The 21,423-nt window shown below is 70.7% G+C and carries 19 protein-coding genes; 5 read left to right on the top strand and 14 right to left on the bottom strand.

Translation table 11 applies throughout. The features are described 5' to 3' along the window. Positions 1-8: 8 nt before the first annotated feature. The 9 genes from BM393_RS24870 to BM393_RS24835 all read right to left on the bottom strand — a co-directional run bounded on the left by BM393_RS24870 (position 9) and on the right by BM393_RS24835 (position 7,197). Positions 9-308, bottom strand: coding sequence for a PAAR domain-containing protein (locus BM393_RS24870; protein WP_091734234.1), 300 nt, complete (start codon positions 306-308; stop codon positions 9-11). 13 nt (positions 309-321) lie between these two features. Further along, positions 322-2,115: a type VI secretion system tip protein VgrG gene (vgrG, locus tag BM393_RS24865; protein WP_091734232.1), complete on the bottom strand. Its 1,794-nt coding sequence runs from the start codon at positions 2,113-2,115 to the stop codon at positions 322-324. A 1-nt stretch (position 2,116) separates the two neighbouring features. Continuing rightward, positions 2,117-2,860 (bottom strand): hypothetical protein, encoded by a 744-nt coding sequence (locus tag BM393_RS24860; RefSeq protein WP_091734230.1) that lies wholly within the window; start codon positions 2,858-2,860, stop codon positions 2,117-2,119. Position 2,861: 1 nt separating this feature from the next. Then, positions 2,862-3,029, bottom strand: a complete 168-nt coding sequence (locus BM393_RS25900; RefSeq protein WP_175538506.1) for a DUF5908 family protein — start codon at positions 3,027-3,029, stop codon at positions 2,862-2,864. A 34-nt stretch (positions 3,030-3,063) separates the two neighbouring features. Further along, positions 3,064-3,570 (bottom strand): phage tail protein, encoded by a 507-nt coding sequence (locus BM393_RS24855; RefSeq protein WP_254783607.1) that lies wholly within the window; start codon positions 3,568-3,570, stop codon positions 3,064-3,066. Positions 3,571-3,581: 11 nt separating this feature from the next. Then, a complete protein-coding gene (locus tag BM393_RS24850; RefSeq protein ID WP_233218237.1) occupies positions 3,582-4,007 on the bottom strand; it encodes a phage tail protein in 426 nt (141 codons plus the stop codon). A 107-nt stretch (positions 4,008-4,114) separates the two neighbouring features. Next, positions 4,115-5,734, bottom strand: coding sequence for a phage tail sheath C-terminal domain-containing protein (locus BM393_RS24845; RefSeq protein ID WP_091734224.1), 1,620 nt, complete (start codon positions 5,732-5,734; stop codon positions 4,115-4,117). A gap of 18 nt (positions 5,735-5,752) precedes the next feature. After that, the gene (locus BM393_RS24840; RefSeq protein WP_091734223.1) at positions 5,753-6,601 is read right to left on the bottom strand and encodes a hypothetical protein; all 849 of its coding nucleotides are present in this window, start codon (positions 6,599-6,601) and stop codon (positions 5,753-5,755) included. A 17-nt stretch (positions 6,602-6,618) separates the two neighbouring features. Further along, entirely contained in the window at positions 6,619-7,197 is a 579-nt protein-coding gene (locus BM393_RS24835) for a DUF4255 domain-containing protein (protein WP_091734221.1), read from the bottom strand. A gap of 278 nt (positions 7,198-7,475) precedes the next feature. Here BM393_RS24835 and BM393_RS24830 point away from each other — a divergent pair, with 278 nt between their 5' ends. Together BM393_RS24830 and BM393_RS24825 are read left to right on the top strand one after the other, a co-directional pair. Further along, the gene (locus BM393_RS24830; RefSeq protein WP_091734219.1) at positions 7,476-10,991 is read left to right on the top strand and encodes a winged helix-turn-helix domain-containing protein; all 3,516 of its coding nucleotides are present in this window, start codon (positions 7,476-7,478) and stop codon (positions 10,989-10,991) included. Further along, positions 10,988-11,467, top strand: coding sequence for a hypothetical protein (locus BM393_RS24825; RefSeq protein ID WP_091734217.1), 480 nt, complete (start codon positions 10,988-10,990; stop codon positions 11,465-11,467). Before BM393_RS24830 ends, BM393_RS24825 begins: the two co-directional genes overlap by 4 nt. A gap of 15 nt (positions 11,468-11,482) precedes the next feature. Here BM393_RS24825 and BM393_RS24820 read toward each other — a convergent pair whose 3' ends face one another. The 5 genes from BM393_RS24820 to BM393_RS24800 all read right to left on the bottom strand — a co-directional run bounded on the left by BM393_RS24820 (position 11,483) and on the right by BM393_RS24800 (position 15,682). Then, on the bottom strand, positions 11,483-12,340 hold the full coding sequence (locus BM393_RS24820; protein WP_091734216.1) for a DUF4239 domain-containing protein: 858 nt from the start codon (positions 12,338-12,340) through the stop codon (positions 11,483-11,485). Continuing rightward, positions 12,331-13,017, bottom strand: a complete 687-nt coding sequence (locus BM393_RS24815; protein WP_091734214.1) for a response regulator transcription factor — start codon at positions 13,015-13,017, stop codon at positions 12,331-12,333. The genes BM393_RS24820 and BM393_RS24815 overlap by 10 nt, the downstream gene beginning before the upstream one ends. An 83-nt stretch (positions 13,018-13,100) precedes the next feature. Then, on the bottom strand, positions 13,101-14,036 hold the full coding sequence (locus BM393_RS24810) for a sensor histidine kinase (protein ID WP_091734212.1): 936 nt from the start codon (positions 14,034-14,036) through the stop codon (positions 13,101-13,103). A 150-nt stretch (positions 14,037-14,186) separates the two neighbouring features. Then, positions 14,187-14,798, bottom strand: coding sequence for a hypothetical protein (locus tag BM393_RS24805; RefSeq protein ID WP_091734210.1), 612 nt, complete (start codon positions 14,796-14,798; stop codon positions 14,187-14,189). Next, positions 14,795-15,682, bottom strand: coding sequence for a DUF2272 domain-containing protein (locus tag BM393_RS24800; protein WP_091734208.1), 888 nt, complete (start codon positions 15,680-15,682; stop codon positions 14,795-14,797). Before BM393_RS24800 ends, BM393_RS24805 begins: the two co-directional genes overlap by 4 nt. Before the next feature lie 529 nt (positions 15,683-16,211). Here BM393_RS24800 and BM393_RS24795 point away from each other — a divergent pair. From BM393_RS24795 to BM393_RS24785, 3 genes are all read left to right on the top strand, one after another. Continuing rightward, positions 16,212-18,590 carry an RHS repeat domain-containing protein gene (locus BM393_RS24795; protein WP_175538505.1) on the top strand — a complete coding sequence of 793 codons (2,379 nt, stop codon included), beginning with the start codon at positions 16,212-16,214 and terminating at the stop codon, positions 18,588-18,590. 2 nt (positions 18,591-18,592) lie between these two features. Further along, positions 18,593-21,112 carry an RHS repeat domain-containing protein gene (locus tag BM393_RS24790; protein WP_141225484.1) on the top strand — a complete coding sequence of 840 codons (2,520 nt, stop codon included), beginning with the start codon at positions 18,593-18,595 and terminating at the stop codon, positions 21,110-21,112. A gap of 3 nt (positions 21,113-21,115) precedes the next feature. Further along, a partial coding sequence (locus BM393_RS24785) for a hypothetical protein (protein ID WP_141225483.1) occupies positions 21,116-21,423 on the top strand: 308 nt, incomplete at its 3' end.

Here is a 21,423-nt window from a genome sequence, read left to right as displayed (position 1 = left end):
GGGGCGCGTCAGCCGCCGATCAGCACGGTCGGCAGGCCCAGCGCGACGTTGCCGCCGTGCGCGGTGGCATCGCCGACGCGCGCCGCCGGCCGGCCGCCGATGAGCACGGTGGTGGAGCCCATCACGATCGCGTCGGGCGGGCCGACGCAGGTCGCGTTGTCGCCCTGCACCGCGGCGGGCAGCAGGCCGATCAGCACGGTGGGCACGCCCGGGCCGATGACCGGCCCGCCGACATGCGGCACCGGCGGCAGCCCCGGCGTGACCAGGGGGCAGACATGCAGGTCGGTGAGTCGGGCGGCGGGGGGCATGGTGGCTCCTTGCTCAATTGATCATGACCATCGCGCCCTTGACCACGGTCTGGCCCGAGGCCGAGAGCTCCGCGGCGGCATTGCCCTTGGCGGTGAAGCCGATCCGGGCCTCGCAGTTGACGTTCAGGCCGGTGGCCTGGACGTCGGCCTGCGAGCTGATGCTCACCGCGCCGACCGCGTCCAGCGCGATGCGGCCCTGCGCGGTGACGGTGATGTCCTTGGGGCTGTCCAGCGCGATGCCGCCGGGCTTGAGCTCGACGGTGTTGCCGTTCTGGTCCTCGAGCCGGATGGACTTGTCCTTGTCGCTGAGCACGATGCGGTTGTTGGCCGGCGTGGCGACGGTGATGACCTGGTCCTTCTCGTCGAACTCGAGCTTGTGGCCGCAGCGCGTGACGAAGGCCTTGGTGTCGTTGGGCGCGGCCAGCGCGTAGGGCGGCGTGCGGCCGCTGCTGTAGAGGCTGCCCAGCACGACCGGGTGCGAGGGATCGCCGGCGAAGTAGCCCAGCACCACCTCGTCGCCGACCTCGGGCAGGAAGAAGGCGCCGAAGCCGCTGCTGGCGTGGCCCTGCAGCAGCCGGGCCCAGACGCCCTCGGTCTCGGCCTGCAGCACCGGCACCTTGACCTGGATGCGGGGCTCGCCGGTGGGGTCGCCGTCGAGCTTGAGCACCACGCCGACCTGCAGGCCGGGCACCGGCGGCAGCAGGCCTGCCGCCGGCTGCGCCGGCACGTCGGGCCGCGCGCTGAACCAGTCGGGATCGAGGCCGAACTCGGCCTCGGTGGTCCAGGCGCCGTCCTCGATGTGGTGGCGCAGCCCGGTGACGAAGACGGTGCCGCTGAAGCGGGCGCCGACGCCCTGTAGCGCGATCAGCCCGCCGACGCGCGCCTTGGCGCTGCCCTGGAACTTCAGGTGGCCGCGCATCCGCGCCAGGCCGGACTTGACCTGCTGCGCCTTGGCCCACTGGCTCAGCATGTCCTTGGACTGCGGCGCGCCGGCCTGCAGCCGGAAGCTCTCCAGGCCGATGACGGCCGACAGCGTCGCGCTGTCCAGGTCGCCCTGCGCCGGCAGCGCGGCCGGATCGGCGGCGCTGCCTTCGAGCGCGGCCTGCGCCTTCGGGTCCCAGGAGACCGCCATCGCGCTGCCGTACTGGTGGCGCGCGTCGACGTCGCCCTCGAAGTCGATCAGGTCCATGCCGTAGGTGACCGCCAGGGCCGGCTCGCCCTCGGCCGCGGGCGCGGTCACCGCCAGCGCGCCGTCGGTCGCGATCACCAGCAGGCCGTTGGCGTCGGCCCGCGTCAGCAGGAAGTCCCAGTCGCTGCAGAAGTGCTGGACCAGCTCCGGATGGGTGATGGTGGTGGCGTCGACCTGGGCCGACAGGCCGTGCGCGCCGGCCAGCGTGCTCATGATGTCGCTGTCGAGCTGGTCGATGTAGTTGGCGTTGCGGCGGCCGATGGTCATCTTCACCGCCGCGTCGCGGCAGTCCACGATCAGGCGCGCGTCGTTGTCGCCCTGCACGCGCAGCCCGTGGCGCACGACCAGGCCTTCGAAGATCGTGTCCTCCTGCTGGCCGTAGCCGGCCCGGATCGTCAGCCGGGCGCCGGGCTTGAAGTGCGCGGAGTCGCTGAGCGGGAAGTCGCGGTCCGGCATGTCGCCGTCGTTGAACACCAGCCGCGCCGACGGCACGGTGTTGGCCGCGCGCCGGATGGTCACCGACATCAGGTCGGCGCTGGCCTCGAGCCGCTGCCCGTCCGCGAGCACGGCCAGGGTGACGACGCCGACCGTGTCCTGGTTGGGGGAGACGCCGGGCATGTCACTTCTCCATCGGCGGGAACCGCAGCACGGTGCCCGGCGGGATGTTGCGGAAGTCGGTCAGGCCGTTGAAGCGGGCGACCTTCATGAAGACCGAGGGATCGCCGTAGATGCGCTCGCAGACCTGGCCGATCGATTCGTTGCCGTACATCCGCACGGTGCGCGTCTGCTCGGAGGTGCTGGCGCGCTGGGTGACGCGGCGTTCCTCCTCCTTGCTCATCGCGCCGACGAAGCTCAGGTCCACCTTGGCCCGCAGCGGGTCGCCACCCGGCTTGAACAGGGTGTACTGCGCCTTCAGCGATTCCAGCCGGCCGAAGAAGATCAGCGTGCCCCACAGCACCCGCACGTAGGGCGGCTCGCTGCGCAGGTCCACGTATTCGTAGACCACCTTGCTCAGCTGCGCCAGCTGGCCCTTCACGTCGGGCGGCTGGCCGGGCACTGGCGGCACGACGCCGGTGCCGTCCAGCACGATGTTGAAGGCGACGCGCTCGTCGTCCATCGTGCTGAACTTGGGCTCGACGCCGGACGAGCCCTGCGCCTTGGTCTTGTCGTAGCGGATGCCGAAGCTGTGGCTGAACTCGGCCGGATTGATCTGCGCCTGGAAGCTGGTGGCCTTGTCCAGCTGGACCGTGCCGGTGCGGCTCAGGCTGTAGCGGGTGAGCAGCAGCCGGGTGAGCTCGGTCGAGGCGCCGTCGGCGCCGCCGCCCGAGGCGGAGGGGGAGGAGGACGAGGACGAGGCCGGCATCTCAGCGCTCCCGCTGCGCGCGCAGCCGGTCGGCCAGCCAGGCGCGGCATTCGGCCAGCAGTTGCTCGCGCAGCCGCAGCAGCTCGCGCTGCGCCAGGGCGGGCGCCGGCGGGGCCGGCGCGGGCGTCACCTGGGAGCGGATCAGCAGTTGTCTCACTTCGATGCTCATGCTCGTCGTCCTCGGTCCTGGTCCTCTGTGACGCTCACACCAGCCGGCTCGATCCCGCGTAGGCCAGCTCGATGCGCTCGATGGCGACCTCGTTGCGGGTGGCCTGGAAGGCCTCGACCGACCACTTCACCGGATACGCGTTGCTCACCGCCCAGACCCGCAGCGGGGCGCCATCGCCGTCGAGCAGGAAGACATGCAGCTGCTGCGTCGCGATGGGCTGCGCGAAGCCGCCCTCCAGCACCGCCTGGCACCACAGCAGCAGCCGCGACTCCATCGTCGCGATGCCGCGCGAGAGCACCAGCTTCGGATGCTTCGCGGCCTTGGGCAGCAGGTGCACGAAGGCGTTCTGGCCGCCTTCGACCACCGTCTCGGTCTCCAGCTCCGGGCCCAGCCCGGTGACCTCGCGGAAGGCGCCGTCGCGGTCCTTCGCGTTGGACCCGAAGGTCACCGCGAAGTGGAAGGCCGGCGGCGGATACAGCAGCTGCGCCCGCAGCGCGTCCGGTGCCCGGGCCGGGCCCGGGGCCGACGCGGAACGTGGCACGGGCGGCGGCATCAGGCGTTGGCGATGGTGAGGCCTTCGTGCGCGATGACGATGGTCTCGATCGCCACCTCGTTGCCGGTGGACTTCAGGTCGGTGCTGGTGATCTTGGTCGGCCAGGCGTTGGCCAGGGTCCAGACCATGGTCGGCTTGCCGGCCTCGTCCAGGAGACTGATGGTCACCGGCTTGCGCTTGATGGTGTTCATCTTGATCTCGTTGAACCAGTCCCAGAACTTGTTGTCGCCCTTGAAGACGCCCTTCTTCATCGTGACGTCGCTGTACTTCTTCATGCCCGGCATCTTGAGCACCGAGAACGCGGGGCTGTCCCCGTGCCGGTACTCGATGGGCTGCGCTTCCACGTCCAGGCCGGACACTTCCTGGAAGGACATCACCGCCGAGTCCCACTTCACTTCGAAGCGGAACTTGGGGAGCGGCCACACCGTGGTCGATTGCGCTGATCCGTCGTCTGCCATTGCCTGCCTCCGCGAGGGTTATGGATGGAAATCGGGGTCGTGGGTCGGGACGCCGGCCGCGGGCCGGGCCGGCCTCACGACTTCTGCATCTGCTGCTGGAAGGTGATCTCGATGAACTCGGCCGGGCGGCTGATGGCCACCAGCACGGTCACGCGCAGGACGCCTTCGAGGATGTCCTCGGGCGTCATCGTCTCGCCCAGGCCGACGTGCACGCTGAAGGCGTCGTCGGGGACCGCGCCGGCCAGGCCGCCGCGCTTCCAGATGCCGGTGAGGAAGCTGGCGATCATGCTTTTGATGGTCACCCAGGTGTTGGCCACGTTGGGCTCGAAGACCATCGCCTTGGCCGCCAGGCGGCAGGACTCCTCCAGCATGATCATCGTGCGGCGCACGTTGATGTAGCGCCAGTCCAGGCTGTTGCCGTCCAGCGTGCGGGCGCCCCAGACGAGCACGCCCTCGCCGATGAAGGAGCGGATCGCGTTGATCGACTTGCCCTGCGTGGTGACGTTCAGGTCCTCCTGGTCCTCGTGCGAGATCGACACCTGCGGCGACACCACGCCGTTGAGGCTGACGTTGGCCGGCGCCTTCCAGACGCCGCGGCTGTTGTCGACCATGGTGTAGACGCCGGCCATCGCGGCCGAGGGCGGCAGCAGGTTGAGCCGGTTGCGCGCCTCGGTCATCACCGCGTTGTAGAGCGGGCTCATCGACACGAGGCTCTTGTGCAGCAGCGACTTGTGGGTCTCCACCGCGACCGCCAGCGCGGCCGGCGTGAGCGCCTTCTGCTTTTCCTCGTCGGTCTTGGTCGAGGCGTTGACCAGGCCGGTGACGTACTGGGTCCAGTCGTCGTCGGTCTTGAGGATGTCGGCCACCGCCTGGGCCTGCTGCGCGATGCGCGGCGGCGTGGTTTTGGGATCGACGTTCTCGGGCAGCGACAGCTCGGCGCGCAGCAGCGTGGCCAGCAGCGCGGGATTGGCGATGCGGGTGTAGTCCAGGTCCTTGTCCTGGACCACCGTGGTGTTGACCCACGGGTAATAGGCCGCGGCGAAGTCCAGGTAGTTGACGCCCAGGTCGTTGCGGAAGGCCTCGACCGGATCGCCGGCCGGGTCCTTGCGGTCCAGGTAGCCGCCCCAGACATCCAGGATCGCGATGCGGTTGCGCATCTTGCCGCCGCAGTGCTGCAGCATCGCCTGCTGCACCGAGACGCAGTCGGCGCGCGGCAGCAGCACCGCGTCGGGGATGACCAGCATCGTCGGTTCCTGTTCCTTGATCAGGGCCTCGATGCCGCCGGCCAGCGCGGGCGCCTCGACCTGGCCGCCGTAGCCGCCCACCGACACGATGTAGCAGGGGCCGCCGCCGTTCTGGAAGAAGTGCACCATCGCGCGGTACAGCAGGAAGCGGCCGCCGTCGGCGCCGTCGGCCTGCGTCAGCGCGTAGTCCTTGCCGTCGGCGCGGAAGTCGGACGGGGCGGGGGCGGGCGCCTCGGTGATGGTCAGGCGCGGATCGGGCCCGTGGCCGAAGTAGGTGTGGTACTCCGCCATGGAGCTGATGCGCCATGGCTTGTTGAGCAGCGACTTGCCGCCGTTCTCGGCGCGACGCGTGTAGCCGACGAAGGCCGGCACCGCGGTGGCCACCTCGACGATCGAGTTGGGAAACGCATTCTTCTCGACGATATAGACACCGGGTGTCTTCATAGCCATGGCGGCCTCCTCTGCGGGTTATCGATGCACGTGGATCTCGGAGACGATCGTCGGTTGGCCGTCGATCGTTTCGCGGGCGAGCAGTTGCGCCGCCGCGGTGGGCAGACGGCGGATCAGCACCTTGGGACTGCCGGCGCCGTCGGGACGGCTGCGCAGCTGGAAGCGTCGCGGCGAGCGCTGGGCCAGCGGCAACCGGACGCGGGAACGGATGGCCAGCATCGGCGTGCCGTTGTCCAGGCGGTCCGGGGCGGGCGCGCTGAACTCGGTCTCGCCGGCCAGGTCGACGACGGCGAGCGCCGGTTCCGGCCAGTCGCCGAACAGGCAGTACTTCCAGACGGTGGCGCGCGGCGCCAGCGGCCAGCGGAGCTGCACTGGCCATGCGGCGGCGTTGTCGGCCGGGCCATGCGCCGGCAGGCTGGGCAGCGGCAGGTGCAGCAGCGCGAAGGGCGGCAGCCAGCGGTCGCCCGGCGCGAGCAGCGCCGTCACCTCGGGCGCGTCCAGCGCCTTGGGCGTGGCGACGAGCGTCGCGTCGTCGGTGCTCGGAGCTCCGGGCGCGACCCACAGCAGCTCGCGCGGCCGGTCGGCGGGGTCCTCGGTGCCGCAGGCGAAGTCGTCGTCGGTCGCATGCACCAGCCAGTCCAGCGCGGCTTCGCCGTCGTCGGGATCGGTGTCGGCGCGCAGTCGCTCGATCGCCTCGGCCGGGCCGTGCACCAGCAGCGTGCCGCCGTCGGCCCGCACCAGCGCGTCGGCGCGGCGCAGCCGCTCGGCGGTGGTGCCGGCGGGGACGAAGCGCAGGCCGCGGCAGCGTCCGTCGGCGTAATAGCCGTGCTCGACGTCGATGCGCAGCAGGGGGAGGTAGGGGCCCATGAGGTGCTCCTTCGCGGTCAGCCGCGGGCCCCGACGCCCACGCCCGGCGTGCGCACCGACGGCAGCTGGGCATCGGGCTGGCGGGCGTCGATGGTGAGCAGGCGCACCCGGTACAGCACCGAGGGCAGGTAGCGCCCGCCGAGCACGCCCCACAGCGTCGCCATCTCGTTCAGGTTCAGCGGCTCGATGGACAGCGTGAGCTTGTCCAGGCGCGGATCCAGGCCGGGCGAGTTCTGCGTGTCCAGCACCGGCGTGGCCTGGAAGCAGGCGATGGTGCTGCCGATGAGCTTGAGCGCTTCCGGGTAGGTGGTGCCGCCGTAGTTGGCGGCGAACATCACCAGCAGGTTCAGCTGCACCGGCGGGGCGGAGCGGGCCAGGCGCTCGCCGCTGCCCAGCGCCTGGGCCGGCAGGCTGGCGACCGGGTCGCGCTCCAGGTTCACCAGGAAGGCGGCGAGCCGGTGCGAGGCGCCGGCCGCCGGTCCGCCGTCGGCCTCGTGCAGCGCGGTCACCGCGACCAGGTCCTCCGCCGACTGGTGCGAGCGGCGCAGCACGGCGTTGAGGTGGCCGGCGAGGTGGAGGAGGACGGCGTCGATCATGGTGAGGGCCGAGGGCGGGTGGGAGGTTCGGACGCCGCGAGGCGCCGGAGGGTCGATGGGATGAACGATAGGAGCGCGCCCCGCCGCGGCCCATCCGGCGGATGCGGATGTTGGCCGTCGCGATTGCCGAGATCCGCCTCGGTGTTGCGCATGTCGATGCGGGCGCGGCTGTCAAGCTGTCAACCCTGCCGGGGCGCAGGGGCTGACGCGCGCGGCCGGCGCTCCTAGACTCCGCGCCATCACACGCCCGCAGAGGCGTGTCGCAGGGAGCAATCACCATGGACAGGAGCAGCGGCGGGGGCTCGGTGCCCGCGATGCCAGCGTTGGCCGCGCCATCGCGGCCGAAGGTCGCCGGTGCGGACGGATCGGTCGCCGGCGGCGTGCTTGCCGCCGCGCCGCGCGAGTTCCTGCTCGGCGACTGGCGCGTGGAGGTGCGGACCCGGCGGCTGAGCCGCGGCGACGAGACCGTGGTGCTGGAGCCGCGGCCGATGGCGGTGCTGGTCGCGCTGTGCCGCCAGCCGGGCGAGGTGGTGTCCGCCGAGGCGCTGCTGCAGGACTGCTGGCCCGAGGCGACCACGCTGGGCGACAACCCGGTGCACAAGGTGGTGGCCGGCCTGCGCCGCGCGCTGGGCGACAGCGCCGCGACGCCGCGTTACCTGGAGACCATCCGCAAGGAGGGCTACCGCGTGGTGGCGCCCCTGGGCGTGCTGTCGGCGCAGGGGCCGCGCAGCCATGCCGGCGGCTGGCGCGGGCAGTCGCCGTTCCGCGGTTTGGAGCCGTTCGACGCCGCGCATGCGAGCGTGTTCTTCGGCCGCGACGAGGCCGTCGCCGCGCTGCATGCGCGTTTGACGCGGCAATGGCGGCTGGGTCATCCGCTGGTGGTGCTGCTGGGGCCGAGCGGCTCGGGCAAGACCTCGCTGGTGCAGGCGGGACTGGTGCCGGCGCTGGCGAGCCCGGCCGTCGACGAGGGTCGCGGTGACGGGGACGGCGACGTCCCCCGCCTGCGCGTCTGCACCGCGGCCAGCGTCGACCTGGGCGCGCTGGGCGGCCTCGATGCCTGGGCGGGCCTGGCCGGCGCGATGCTGGACTGGGACTGCCAGGGCGTGCCGCTGCTGTCCGGTCACAGCATCGACACGCTGTCGGCGGCGCTGCGCGACGCGCCGGACGAAGTGCTGCGGCAGCTCGCGATCGGGCTGGACGCGACGCGCGCGCTGCGCGGCGGCGCCGAGGCGCCGCCGCTGCTGGTGCTGGACCGGCTCGAGGCCGTGCTGCAGGAGGATGACGCACGCACCGCGGCCTGGTTCGACGCGCTGGCGCGGCTGGTGCGCAGCGCGCGGCTGGTGGTGCTGGCGGTCTGCCGCAACGACTTCTATCCGGCGATGGCGCGGCGACCGCTGCTGATGCGCGGCAAGGAGAGCGGCGCCCACCTCGACCTGGCGCCGCCCGCCGCGTCGGCGATCGCGCAGATGATCCGGCTGCCGGCGCGCGCCGCCGGGCTGAGCTACGGCACCGACGCGAGCGGGCTGAACCGGCTCGACGACCGGCTCTGCGCCGACGCGATGCAGGCCCCGGACGCGCTGCCGCTGCTGCAGTACACGCTGCAGCAGCTCTACCTGCACCGGGCACCGGGCGAGGTGCTGGCCTGGTCGGCCTACGAGGACCTGGGCGGCCTGGAGGGCGCGATCGGCCGCCGCGCGGAGGCGCTGCTGGGCGAGCTGCCGGCGGACCAGCAGGAGGCGCTGCCCCGGCTGCTGCCGCGACTGGTGGCGCTGGCCGGCGAGGAAGCGTCGCCGACCGGCCGCTGGGTCGCCGCGGCGGAGTTGAGCGACGCGCCCGAGCGCGCGCTGGTCGCCGCCTTCGTCGAGGCCCGGCTGCTGGTGGCGGACCACGCGGGCGGCGTCAACGGCTACCGCGTCGCCCACGAGGCGCTGCTGCGGCGCTGGCCGCGGGTCACCGCCTGGGTGGCGCAGCACCGCGCCGCGCTGGCGGCGCGCGACGAGTTGCGGCCCTGGGTCGCGCGCTGGCGCGAGGCGGGGCAGGCCAGCGCGCTGCTGCTGCCCCGCGGCACGACGCTGTGGAACGCCGCGCGCATCCTGGCCGAGGCGCCGGGGCTGCTCGGCGACGAGGCCCGCGACTTCATCGCGCGCTCGCAGCGACGGCTGCGCCTGCGACGCTGGGGGCTGGGCGCGGCCAGCGCCGGCGCCTTCCTGCTGGCGGCGGTCGCGGGCGTGGCGGCGATCGCTTATGCGCGCCAGGCCGGCGTCGCGGCGGAGCGCGAGCGCCAGAGCCGGCAGTTGGCGTCCTTCATGCTCGGCGAGCTGGCGGACGGCCTGCGGCCGATCGGCAAGCTGGACCTGCTGGGACGCATCGGCGAGCAGGGTCTGCGGTTGCTCGGTCCGGCCGAGGGCGGCGAGACGGAGGCCGAGCTGGCGACGACAGCGACCGCGGCGACCGTGGCCAATGGCGCCGACACGCTGGCACGCGCCAAGGCGCTGGTGGTGATCGGCGAGGTCAACAGCAGTCGCGGCAAGGGTCGCACCGACATCGCCATCGACGCGCTGAACGCGGCGCTGCGCCTGCTGGCGCCGCTCGAGCCGCTGGAGCGCGTACCGGGCGTCAGCGCCGGCGACTACTACCGCACCCTCGGCGCGGCCTCGTTCTGGCTGGGCCAGATCGCCTTCGACGCCGGCGACTTCGACGCGGCGGCGCGGGCGATGGACCGCTACCGCATCGCCAGCGAGCGCTGGCGGCAGCAGGCGCCCGAGGACGCGACCGCGCAGGGGGAACTGGGCTACGCGCTCAACAGCCTGGGCTCGATCGCGTTCCGGCGCGGGGCCTGGGAGGACGCGCAGCGCTGGTTCCAGGCCTCGCTCGCGCTCAAGCTCGAGGCGCTGGTGCGTTCGCCCGCGGACGCAGACCTGCGCGACGGCGTGGCCACCTCGCGGACCTGGCTCGGCCTGGTGGCGCATGTGCGGGGCCGGCCGATCGAGGCCCTGGCGGCGCTGGACGCCGCGCGCGCCGAGCGCCTGGCGCAGGCGGCCGCCCATCCCGACGAGCAGCTGCGCCTGCGTGACCTGGGCACGCTGGAGCTGCGCCGCGCGGAGGCGCTGCGCGCGGCGGGGCGTCTCGGCGAGGCGGCGGCGACGATGGCCGAGGGCGTCGCGCGGCTGCGCCAGGCCGAGCGGCACGATCCGGAGAACCGCTACTGGCGCGCCGACCGCCAGCACGCCGAGGGCAGCCTGCTGCTGGCGCGTCTGGACGCCGGTCAGGCCGTCGACGCGGCGCTGGCGGCCTTGCGCGATCAACTGGCCGGTGAGCCGGCCACCGCCGGCAGCGATCCGGCGCGGGACTTCCTGCGGCGCGAGGCCCTCATGCGGGTCGCGCTGGCCGAGGCCGGGACCGCCGCGCGCGCCGGCGACTGGGCTGGCGTGCGCACGCGGCTGGCAGCCACCGAAGAGGCGATGGCGACGCTGCTGCGCCTGCGGCCGCATCACTGGCAGAACCATGAACTGCGGGCGCGCCGGGCGCTGCTGGGCCTGCGGGCCGATGCGGCCGGCGCAGGGCCCGATCGCGCGCGCTGCGCGCGGCAACGCGACCAGATCCAGCCGGCGGTCGACGCCGGGCAGGCCGGGTTGGTGCTCGAGGCCTGGCTGGCCTTGCGCGCCTGCGCGAGCCCGCAGGCGCTTGACGACGGCTGGACCCGGCGGCTGACGGCGGGCGGCTATGTGCCGGCCCACGCGGCCCTTTTCGCTGATGTCCCAACTCCCTCCCTGAAAGGAAGGCGACCCTCATGAACGACCTCACTGCCGCTGCGCTCGCGCGCGCCGACGCCGAAGAATCGACGCTGTACTTCGTCGTGCCCCTGATCGGGCCGGCCGACAACGTGATTCCCTGCGCCTACTTCAATGCGCGCTGGGAGCGCATCCCGAGTCCCAAGCCGCTGGATACCGTCAACACCAACGCGATCATGTTCGCGCAGCAGTCCGTGGGTCTGTCGCCGGAGGTGCTCGTGCAACTCGGCAACAGCAAGCCGGACACCAGCGTGACGCTGTTCGTCGCGGTGGCCAAGACCCTGGAGAAGCCGAGCGGGCTGCCCAACACCTTCGTCGCGACCGGCCTGGACCAGGCGACCACGGTCACCGTGCCGGTCGGGCCGGGCACGCGACGCGGCGTGGTGCTGGTGTTCCGCCGCCCGGCCTCCGGCAACGCGCAGACGCTGATCGCGACCTCCGATCCGGAGATCCGCAACGGCAGCAGCAGCGACGACTGATCGTCGCCGCGGCCATCAGCGCAGGGGCGCCGCGCCAGGCCGCGATGGCGACGACGACGACGACGACGACGACGGGGCATCGGCGCTCCACCGGGCATCCCAGCGCTGCATGTGGGCCAGCGCGTTCTCGATCGGCGTCGCGCTGACCCGCCCAGCGCTGAGGAAGGGCCGGTCCATCGCCACGACGACAGGCAAGACCAGGCCCGGCACCAGCGCCAGCACCGCGATTGCGCCGCGGCTGCCGGCGCTGACCGGCAACGCCGCCACCGGCGCGAGCGTCAGCAGCGAGCTGGCCAGCAGCACCGCCCACAGCGTCGCGGGCGCCTGGTCGCGGGCGGCCATCAGCCGCGCGCGGCGCTGGCTCAGCAGCTCGTTCGCCTGGGTCCAGATCTGCGCGAGGAGGGCGGCCTCCGAGGCCGCCGCGGGATGCAGGTCGCCCAGCGTGCGGTAGAGGTCGTCGAAGGCATCCAGCGTCGGCAGGCTGGCCTGGTCGCGCTGCATCGCGATCCACTCCTTGCCGATCACGCTGCGGCCGTAGCCGCGCAGCCGCTCGCGGGCCAGGCGCGACTCGGGCGTGCCGTAGACCGCCAGCGAGCGTGCCAGCTGCGCCATCGCCGTGGCCTCGCGCTCGACCGCCTGTTCGGCGGCGCTGAAGGCGTCCCGGACCGACAACGCCGAGACCGCCAGCAGCAGCACGTTGACCGTCACGATCACGGCCAGCGACGCGAGCGCGACGCGGTGGTCGGTCGCGGTGGCCCGTTCGCGCCAGCGGCGCGGGAACAGCGCCTGCGCGCCCAGCCCGATCGCTGCCCAGACCAGCGACAGCGCGCCGCCCAGCACCCAGGCCGGCCACGCGTGGACGATCAGCGGCATGACCCGGCTCCCTGGGGCGCGCCGTCGCTCAGGCCCTCGCCCAGCGCATAGCGGGTGATGCCGGCGACGCCGCGCACGCCCAGCTTGCGGGTGACGTTCTCGCGGTGGGTGGCGACCGTCTTCGCGCTGAGCTTGAGGCGGTCGGCGATCTCCTGCGTGCTCAGGTCCTCGGCGAAGAGCTGGGCGATCTCGCGCTCGCGCGCGGTCAGCGCGGGACCGGCCGGCGCGGACGCGGCGCCGTCGGGCAGGCGCTGGCGCGTGCGGATCTCGTCGACCAGGCCGCCCATCAGGCCCGGGCTGAGGTAGATGCGGCCGGCGGCCACGTCGCGCACCGCGCGCAGCAGTTCCTCGCTGGACGCGTCCTTGAGCACGTAGCCGGAAGCGCCGGCCTGCAGCGCGGTGACCACGCTGCGCTGGTCGCCGTGCATCGACAGGCAGATCACCTGCACCGCCGCATGCTGCGCGCGCACGCGCCGCGTCGCCTCCAGGCCGTTGAGGCCGGGCATGGCGATGTCGGTGATCAGCAGGTCCGGCTGCAGGTGACGCACGAGCTTGACGGCGGCGGCGCCGTCCTCGGCCAGGCCGACGACGTCCAGCGCCGCATCGCGGGACAGGAGCGCGCGCAGGCCTTCGCGCACGAGTTGGTGGTCATCGGCCAGGACGATGCGCAGGGGCATGGGAGTCTCCTCGGTGAATGGGGAAGGGAGGGGATGGGATGGCGACGGGGCGCGGGCGGTCGCAGGCGCGCGCCTCGATCGCTTCACTTGGGCGCGAGCGGCAGCAGCAGCGTGGCGCTGGTGCCGCGGCCCGGCTCGGAGCGCAGCACCAGCGCGCCGCCCATCGCCTGCAGCTGCGCGCGAGCGCCGCCCAGGCCGAGGCCGTGGCCATCGGCGGCTCCGCGCCAGTCGTCCTCGCTGGCTTGCTCCGGACGGTGAGCGCCGCGCGGCGCGGCCGGCAGGCCGCGACCGTCGTCCCGCACCCGCACGCTCAACCAGCCTTGCCGGATCTTGGGCGTGATCTCGATCCGCGTCGCCCGGGCGTGCTTCTGCACGTTCAGGCAGAGCTCGCGCACGACCCGGCAGGCGGCGGCGCGCTGCGCATCCGGCACCTCGACGGTGTCGGCCGCCGACAGCGCGCGGCCGTCGATGCGCACCTCCAGGGTGCCGCGCAGGCCCAGCTCCACCGCCACCGCTTCCAGCGCCGTCGGCAGGTCGCCGTGCCAGTCCGGCGGCGCTAGTGCGAAGGCCAGCGTCCGCACCGTCTCGGACAGCTCGCCGAGCAACTCGCCGAAGCGCGTCGCCGGGTGCGCCGGCGCGGTGTCACGGCCGCCGAGGCCGCGGACGGCGCCCGAGGCCGCGTCCGCGTGGGAGCCGGCGTCCGAGCCCGAGCCCGAGTCCGAGTCCGAGCCGGAACTCGCATCGGCACCGACTCCGTCCGCTTGTGTCCTGCGCCAGTCGCCCAGGGCCAGGCGCAGGCGGACGATCAGTCCGCCGACCTGGTCATGCAGCAGCTGGGCCATGCGCTCGCGCTCGCGGCGCTCGGCCTCGGCGTGGGCTTCGGCGAGCGTGGTCTGCAGCCGGGTGAGGCGCTGCAGCCGGTGCTCGGCGGCCAGCCGGGCGGGCAAGCCGCCCTGGCGGGGCCGGCCCGCGGGGGGCGAGGCCGGGGGTGGAGGGCAACGGTGCGGGGTGAGGTTCATGGGAGCTCCCTGTGCGCCATGGCGGCGTCGTCGTGTCGAAGGAACGATCCGGGGATCGGTACCGTCAACGGTAGGCGGGACCGGGGAGCGCGACCTTCCGGAAACCTTCCGGAGGCCGGCGGACCGCCTCGCCGCGTCCGGCGCGACCGCTCAGGGCGGCGGACATCGCGCCATCTGGTCCGGATGCGCGCGGCTGAAGGCGTAACAACGCTTCAGATAGACGATGTTGGCGCCCAGATCCGGCAGCGGCCGTCCGGGGCCTTTCCAGTTGTCGGCCAGCGCCTGGCGCAGCGGCTCGACGGCCGCCAGGTAGTCGTCGGGGAAGGGGATGACCTCGTAGACCAGCGGGAACTCGATGTACTCGAGCTTCACCAGCGCGCCGAGCTGCTCGTAATGGAAGTGGACGGCGGCGTAGTCCTCCATGTCCTGGCTCAGGTAGAGGTCCTCGCCGGAGCCGGCGCGCCGGATCAGCTCGTCCAGGCGCGGCAGGATCTCCGGCAGTCGCTCCTTGAGGAAGGCGCGGGCGCGCAGGCGGATGCGCTCGTCGCGCTCGAGCAGGTGGGCCACGTGCTGCAGCGACTGCAGGCGCCCGGTCAGGTTGGCGCGTTTGCTGTCGTCGACCCATTCGACCAGCTGCGTCACCGAGATCAGCACGCCGGCGATGACGCTCAGGCCGGTGGCCACGCCGACCGTCCCCTGCCAGAAGCCGAGCACCGCGGCCCGCCGCCCGCGCGGTGGCGGGCCGTCCAGCGCGGCGCTCATGGCGGGGCTCCCTTCTGGCGCAGCACGACGGTCCAGGGCCGCTCGGGCGTGGGCACCAGCCTGCCGTCGGCGTCCAGCGGCGTGCGGGTCCAGGTGACGCTGTCGCTGACGTTGCCGCCGATGGCACCGAGCTCGGCACCGTCCACCTGCACGACCAGGTCGCAGTGCCAGGGCCAGGCGCGGGCGCGCAGCGGGCGGGCGAGGGCGCTCCACTGGGCGAAACCCGACGGCGCGTCCGGGGCCGCGTCGCGCGGCGCGCAGATCAGGTCGCCGGGGCGCGGGGCGGTGGACGCGGCGTCGCGGGCCTCGAAGCCGGCGCGGACGCCGTGGTCCAGCGCGGCGCGGATGTACTGCCAGTGCAGCTCGGCGGCTTCGAACTGGCGCTCGCCGAAGCCGGCGCCGCGCATCAGCCAGGAGATGAAGACGGCGCTCCAGGGGCGCAGCGAGCCGTCCTCGTGGCGGGTGCGCTGGACCGGGAAGTCGCCGCCCTTGACGCCGAGCCAGTACAGCAGCACCCGGGCGTGGAGGTGGGGCTCGGCCTCCAGGCCGCGGGGCTCGTCGAGGCGGCGTTCGGTGAGGTTGGTGGCGGCGTCCCAGCGGCCCCGGCCCCAGAGCTGCCATTCCTGCAGCGCCAGCGCCAGCAGGCGCTCGGTCGAGGCGGGGTCGGGCGCGGGTTCGCCGCCCAGGCCGGGCGCGGGGCGGATGTCCTCGACGGCGTAGACCGGCGCGGGATCGGTGGCCGGCCATCGCTCGGTGGGCGGCGGTTGCAGCGCCGCGCAGCCGGGCAGGATCGAGATGGACAGCGCGGCCAGGAGCCGCAGCGCCAGGCCGGCGATGCCGGGGCGGTCAAGGAGGGGAGGGAAGCGAAGGATGCGCGAGGACATGCGGGCTCCTGCGTCCGCAAGGGCGGCGTGGAGCGCTCATCGTCGGGGTGCGGTGGCGATCGGGGCATCGGCGTGGGGCTGAGCTTGGGGGGAGGAATGTCGGAGGCGGGCATCGTGCTTTCGCTGGCCGGTCTGGTCCTCGCGAGAGCTGCATGTCTGTGATGCCGTGGTGAGACCTGCAACTGTCCGGAGCGATTCCTGCAATCGACATCTTCATCATGGAGAATCGCCGCCCTGAATCAGGGAGTGAGACCGACTTGGCATTGAGCGCGACAGACGCTTGCCGGTTGGACCATGGTGCGGCCGCAGGGGTTTCCCTTGGGACGTGTGCGACTTCCTGATGGCTTGCCAAACCACATCAGGGAGTTCTCGCGTGAGCGACCCAGCGCATCGATTCATTCCAGCTCGCAGGCTGCGGGCCCGTCTTCTGATTGCCTCAGGGCTGAGCCTCTTCGCGCTGCCGGCGATGGCGGCCAAGGACTGCTGGCACATGTGGACGCCGAGTGGGCCTGTCGCGAGGTATCTCCACATGGACACGCCAGCGACAAGGAGCGTGTATCAAGAGTGCCGGGACTCCATCGGTGATGTGTCCGCGGCAACCTATGCAGCCGTTGCGCCCCTTGCTGCGGAGAAGGGCAGTTCCGGCGAATGGACTGAAACGACGGTGGTATTACCCGGCTCCTGCCGACCGAATGGGGAGTATGGGACGTCGCGATATCCCACAGCAATTTGTGACTACACAGCTCGCACGACCAGGACCCACATCTGGTATCCGGATCGCGTCACCGTTGATGAGGAGAAGTCAACCTTCGAACTATTGATGACTTGCGGAGAGAAGTTCCGTACCAAAGCCCTTACCAGTGCTACCGACAGCTGCAAGCCGATCATCGACAGGGACCTCTTCGTTGGCGGCAATTGCCAGAGACGGCCGGGCGTCGGAAATCCCATCGAGCCGCTCACCGGCCTGAAGCAGCAACCCGAGGACATCTTCGATTGGGGGCGCGGCCACGCGCTCAAGATGAATTACCTGAGCCTGCTGATGCCCGAGAACGGGACGATCCATGAGGGAGGCTCCAACTCGTTCGGCCGCTACTGGTTCAGCAACCTCCACAAGCAGTGGATCAACCAGGGCAACCCCAAGCGCATCCATCTGTTCCAGCGAGGCCTGGGGGCCTGGAAGTCCTTCGGCGACCAGGCGGACCCCACGGAGCGGGATCTGTGGCCTCAGGTCGACAGCCAGCAGACGCTGTACTTCGACCAGGCTGAGCGCGCGATCGAGGTGTTTCGCCCCGATGGCACGTTGGCGTCGATTGCCTATATCGATGGCCGCCGGCTGGACTACACCATCACTCCGGTTCCGGCGGGCGGCGAGTACACGGAGAGCCGCAATCTGATCAGCTCGATCCGTGACGAAGCCGGTCGGCAGATCGCCTTCCAGTACAAGTCTGTCGATTTCAAATACGCGGCCATCCAGAGCATCACGGACCCGGCCGGCGTCGTATTGCCGCTGTCGTACGACGATGTCGGGAACCTCACATCCATCACCTATGCGGACCAGACAACGAAGCGGTTCCTCTATGAGAACACCACGTTCCGTCATTTGCTGACGGGGCGCCTGGACGAAGGCAGCGGGCGCATCGGAACCTATCGCTATGACGACCAGGGCCGCGCCACTTTCTCCCAGACGGGGTCGCTGAACGGCTGGACGATTGCCTGGCCGAACCCGCCGAAGTTCGCCCTGCCAGTGGAGCGCTACGACCCTGAACTCGACGTCTTCGTGCGCGAGCATGTGCGTCTGGATGGGACTCCGAGGGAGGCGCAGGTCACGGCACCGGATGGACGGCAATCCACCTGGAATGGCACGGTGGTAGGGAACCTGCAGTTGCTGGACGCGCAGAGCCAGCCGGCAGGCGCGGGATGTGCGGCGTCCACTTCGAGCTCGGCCTTCGATGCCGCTGGCAACGTCACGCGCAGCGACGACTTCAACGGCAACCGCACTTGCATGGCCTATGACGCGGTCCGCAAGCTGGAGGTGACGCGAATCGAAGGTGTGTCGTCGGCAATGGCGTGCGAATCGGTGTCGGCGGCAGCGTTGCCGGCGGGCGTCCGAATGATCAGCTCCCAATGGCATCCCGATTGGCGCATGGCGACGAAGACGGCGGAGCCGCGCCGCATCACGACGCTGGTCTACAACGGCCAGCCCGATCCCTTCAACGGCAATGCGGTGGCGAGCTGCGCGCCGGCCAGCGCGTTGCTGCCCGATGGCAACCCCATCGTCGTGCTGTGCAAGCGCGTGGAGCAGGCGACGACGGACGAGACCGGCGCGCAAGGTTTCAATGCGACGCTGCAGTCCGGCGTGCCGGCTCGCTCGATAAGCTGGACCTACGACGCCACCGGCCAGGTGCTCACCGAGACCGACCCGCGCGGCAAGCTCGTCGTGACCAACGAGTACTACACCGACACGACCGCCGAGCACACCAAGGGCGACCTCAAGTCCTCGACAAACAGCGCGGGCCATCTGACGCAGTTCCCGCGCTACAACGCCTACGGCAAGCCGCTAGAAGTGGTCGACGCCAACTTGGTCTCGACCACCTACGGCTATGACGCGCGCCAGCGCCTGACCTCCGTATCTACCGGTGGTTCAACGACCAGCTACGAGTACTGGCCCACCGGGCTGCTCAAGAAGACGACACAGCCCGATGGCGCGATCGTGACCTACGAGTACGACGACGCGCATCGCCTGACCGCCGTGGCCGACGGCCAGGGCAACCGCATCGAGTACACGCTGGACCAGAGCGGCAACCGGACGGCCGAAGCGGCCAAAGACCCACAAGGCACGCTCAAGCGGACCCTGGCGCGCGTGTATGACGCGCTGGGCCGGGAACAACAATCGATAGGCAGGGATTGAGATTGATCAGCGTCGATAAGAAGGGAATAGCAATGGCGAGATGGTTGAAGTGGGGGACAGCGCTGCTGTGTTTGCTGGCTGCTCACTCCTCCTATGCGGAGGATTGCCACAAGCTCTACAACTCCTACGACTTCGTCCACCGGGCGTTAAGCCCGGCAGGCGGGGTGCCGGGTTGCTACCCAACGGCGGACGCCTTGAAGGAGGCGTTATGGGCAAAGGTGAGGCCAATCATTGAAGCGCCCATCGACTACCCCGAATCTGTAGAGACCAGCGTTGCCAGCCCTGGGCGCTGTTTCCCCTCTGGATTCCATGACGTGCTTCCTTATCCGATCCACAAGTGCACGTACACCATCAACACCACGTTGCGCAATAAGCGAAACGGAGAGACCTCCTCGTATGTCACCAACAGCTACTTCGATGTGTTGATGGACTGTGGGGGATACCTGAACTCGGACTGGCGACCCGAGTTCAGCCTCTGCATGAGGTTCCGCGATGAGCGTCCCGCCCCAACATGCACGCCGAATCGGGGGAATCCGATCGGTGTGCTGACTGGCCTCAAGTCGCAGCGCGAGCGCATTGTCGGATGGGGGCGGGGGCACGAGCTTGTCCTCAGCTATGCACCGCGGGATGCCGCCATGAGCATCGATCGGTATCCAGGCGGACCGGCCACTTTCGGAAGGCTTTGGCAGGCCAATCTTCTCAAGCGCGCCATGATCAATGGTGATCTCTACACGCCGGTCTTCATGCGCGGCGACGGGACGTCGAAGTCGTTCCAGTCCTTCGGCGATTCGGCGTCGACGCCGCTGGAGCTCGACAAGGCGACCTTCACCCGAAGCAATGCGGGCTGGAACTACTACGACGTGACGGCATCTGCCGTCGAACGGTATGTCGGTGATTCGAGCCCGGAACTCACGCGTGTGCATTTCGCCGATGGTCGATATCTGGACTATCTCTATGGCGAAGTGCTTGCCAAGGAGGAGGGCACGATGCGCGTGCGCGTCATCAGCGCCGTCCGCGACGAGACGGGGAGGACGTTGGGCTTCGAGTACGAGCCTGATCCGTTCTATTTTTCGACCGTTCGGGTCAAGGCTGTAAACGACCCGGGCGGCCGTCGTCACACGTTTCGGTATGGAGGCTTTGGCGGCCTGAGCGAGATCGGTCATCCGGACGACACGTCGCGGCGCTACGGCTATGAGAATGCCGATCAGACCTGGGCCATCACGTCGTTGGTCGACGAAGGAGGTCAGGTCCTGGGTAGGTATGAGTACGACTCGGAAGGTCGCGCCATCACGACGGCCACGGGTAGCAACGGTGAGCGGTGGCACGTGGAGTGGCCGGCTCCCCCTCGGTGGACGCTGACGCTCACCGACGATGTTCCCAACTTGCGGACCACTCGCCGGCTGGATGTGCTGCAAGCTGTGAATGCCAGCGTGACAGGTCCTGATGGACGGGCACTGGGGTTCACGAGCCAGCAGATTGCAGGCTCCACACTAACGAAGGAACAGTCGCAGCCGGCGGGCGCGGGATGCGAGGCGTCAAGTTCATCGCTGGACTACGACGCCGAAGGGAATGTCAACCGCAGGACTGACTTCAATGGTGGTCAAACCTGTCACAGCTATGTTGACGTGCGGCATCTGGAGTCGTCACGTGTCGAGGGCCTGACGGCGGGCGCGGCTTGTGCGCCGGTGTTGAGCGCGGGGGCAGCTTTACCCGCGGGCGCACGCAAAGTGAGTTCTCAATGGCACCCCGACTGGCGTCTGGCCACCCGGACGGCGGAGCCGCGCCGCATCACGACGCTGGTCTACAACGGACAGCCCGATCCCTTCAACGGCAATGCGGTGGCGAGCTGCGCGCCGGCCAGCGCGTTGCTGCCCGATGGCAACCCCATCGTCGTGCTGTGCAAGCGCGTGGAGCAGGCGACGACCGATGAGAGCGGTGCGCAAGGCTTCAATGCGACGCTGCAGTCCGGCGTGCCGGCTCGCGCGACGAGCTGGACCTACGACGCCACCGGCCAGGTGCTCACCGAGACCGACCCGCGCGGCAAGCTCGTCGTGACCAACGAGTACTACACCGACACGACGGCCGACCACACCAAGGGCGACTTGAAGTCCTCGGTGAACAGCGCCGGCCACCTGACGCAGTTCCCCCGCTACAACGCCTATGGCAAGCCGCTGGAGGTCATCGACGCCAACATGGTCTCGACCACCTATGGCTATGACCTTCGCCAGCGCCTGATCTCGGTGTCCACCGGTGGTTCAACGACCAGCTACGAGTACTGGCCCACCGGGCTGCTCAAGAAGACGACACAGCCCGATGGCGCGATCGTGACCTACGAGTACGACGACGCGCATCGCCTGACCGCTGTGGCCGACGGCCAAGGCAATCGCATCGAATACACGCTGGACCAGAGCGGCAATCGGACCGCGGAAGTCGCCAAGGACCCGCAAGGCACGCTCAAGCGGAGCATGAGCCGCGTCTTCGACGCGCTCGGCCGGGCACAACAAACAACAGGCAGGGAGTAATTCATGCAAAGCAAGAAATGGCACTGGCAGTGCCGGAGCGCACTCGCGGCTGCGATAGCCGCGTGCTTGGGGATCGGCGCACACGCGGCGACGCTGCCGCCCCCGCCGGTGTCCCCGGCACCGGTCACCGACTACGAGTACGACGCCAAGGGCAATCCGACCAAGGTCATCAAGGCCAAAGGTGTCTCCGGCTTCGGCTTCACCTCCAGCACTGCCTACGACGCGCTGGACCGCGTCAAGACCAACACCGACGCTCGCAGCGGCGTGACGACGCTGGGTTTCGACGGCATCGATCAGCTCAAGCAAGTCAC

Origin of the sequence: Mitsuaria sp. PDC51 (genome assembly GCF_900113225.1) — a bacterium.
GTDB lineage: Bacteria > Pseudomonadota > Gammaproteobacteria > Burkholderiales > Burkholderiaceae_C > Roseateles.
Note: the sequence above shows the minus strand (reverse complement) of the source record. Positions and strands in the feature narration are given on the sequence as shown.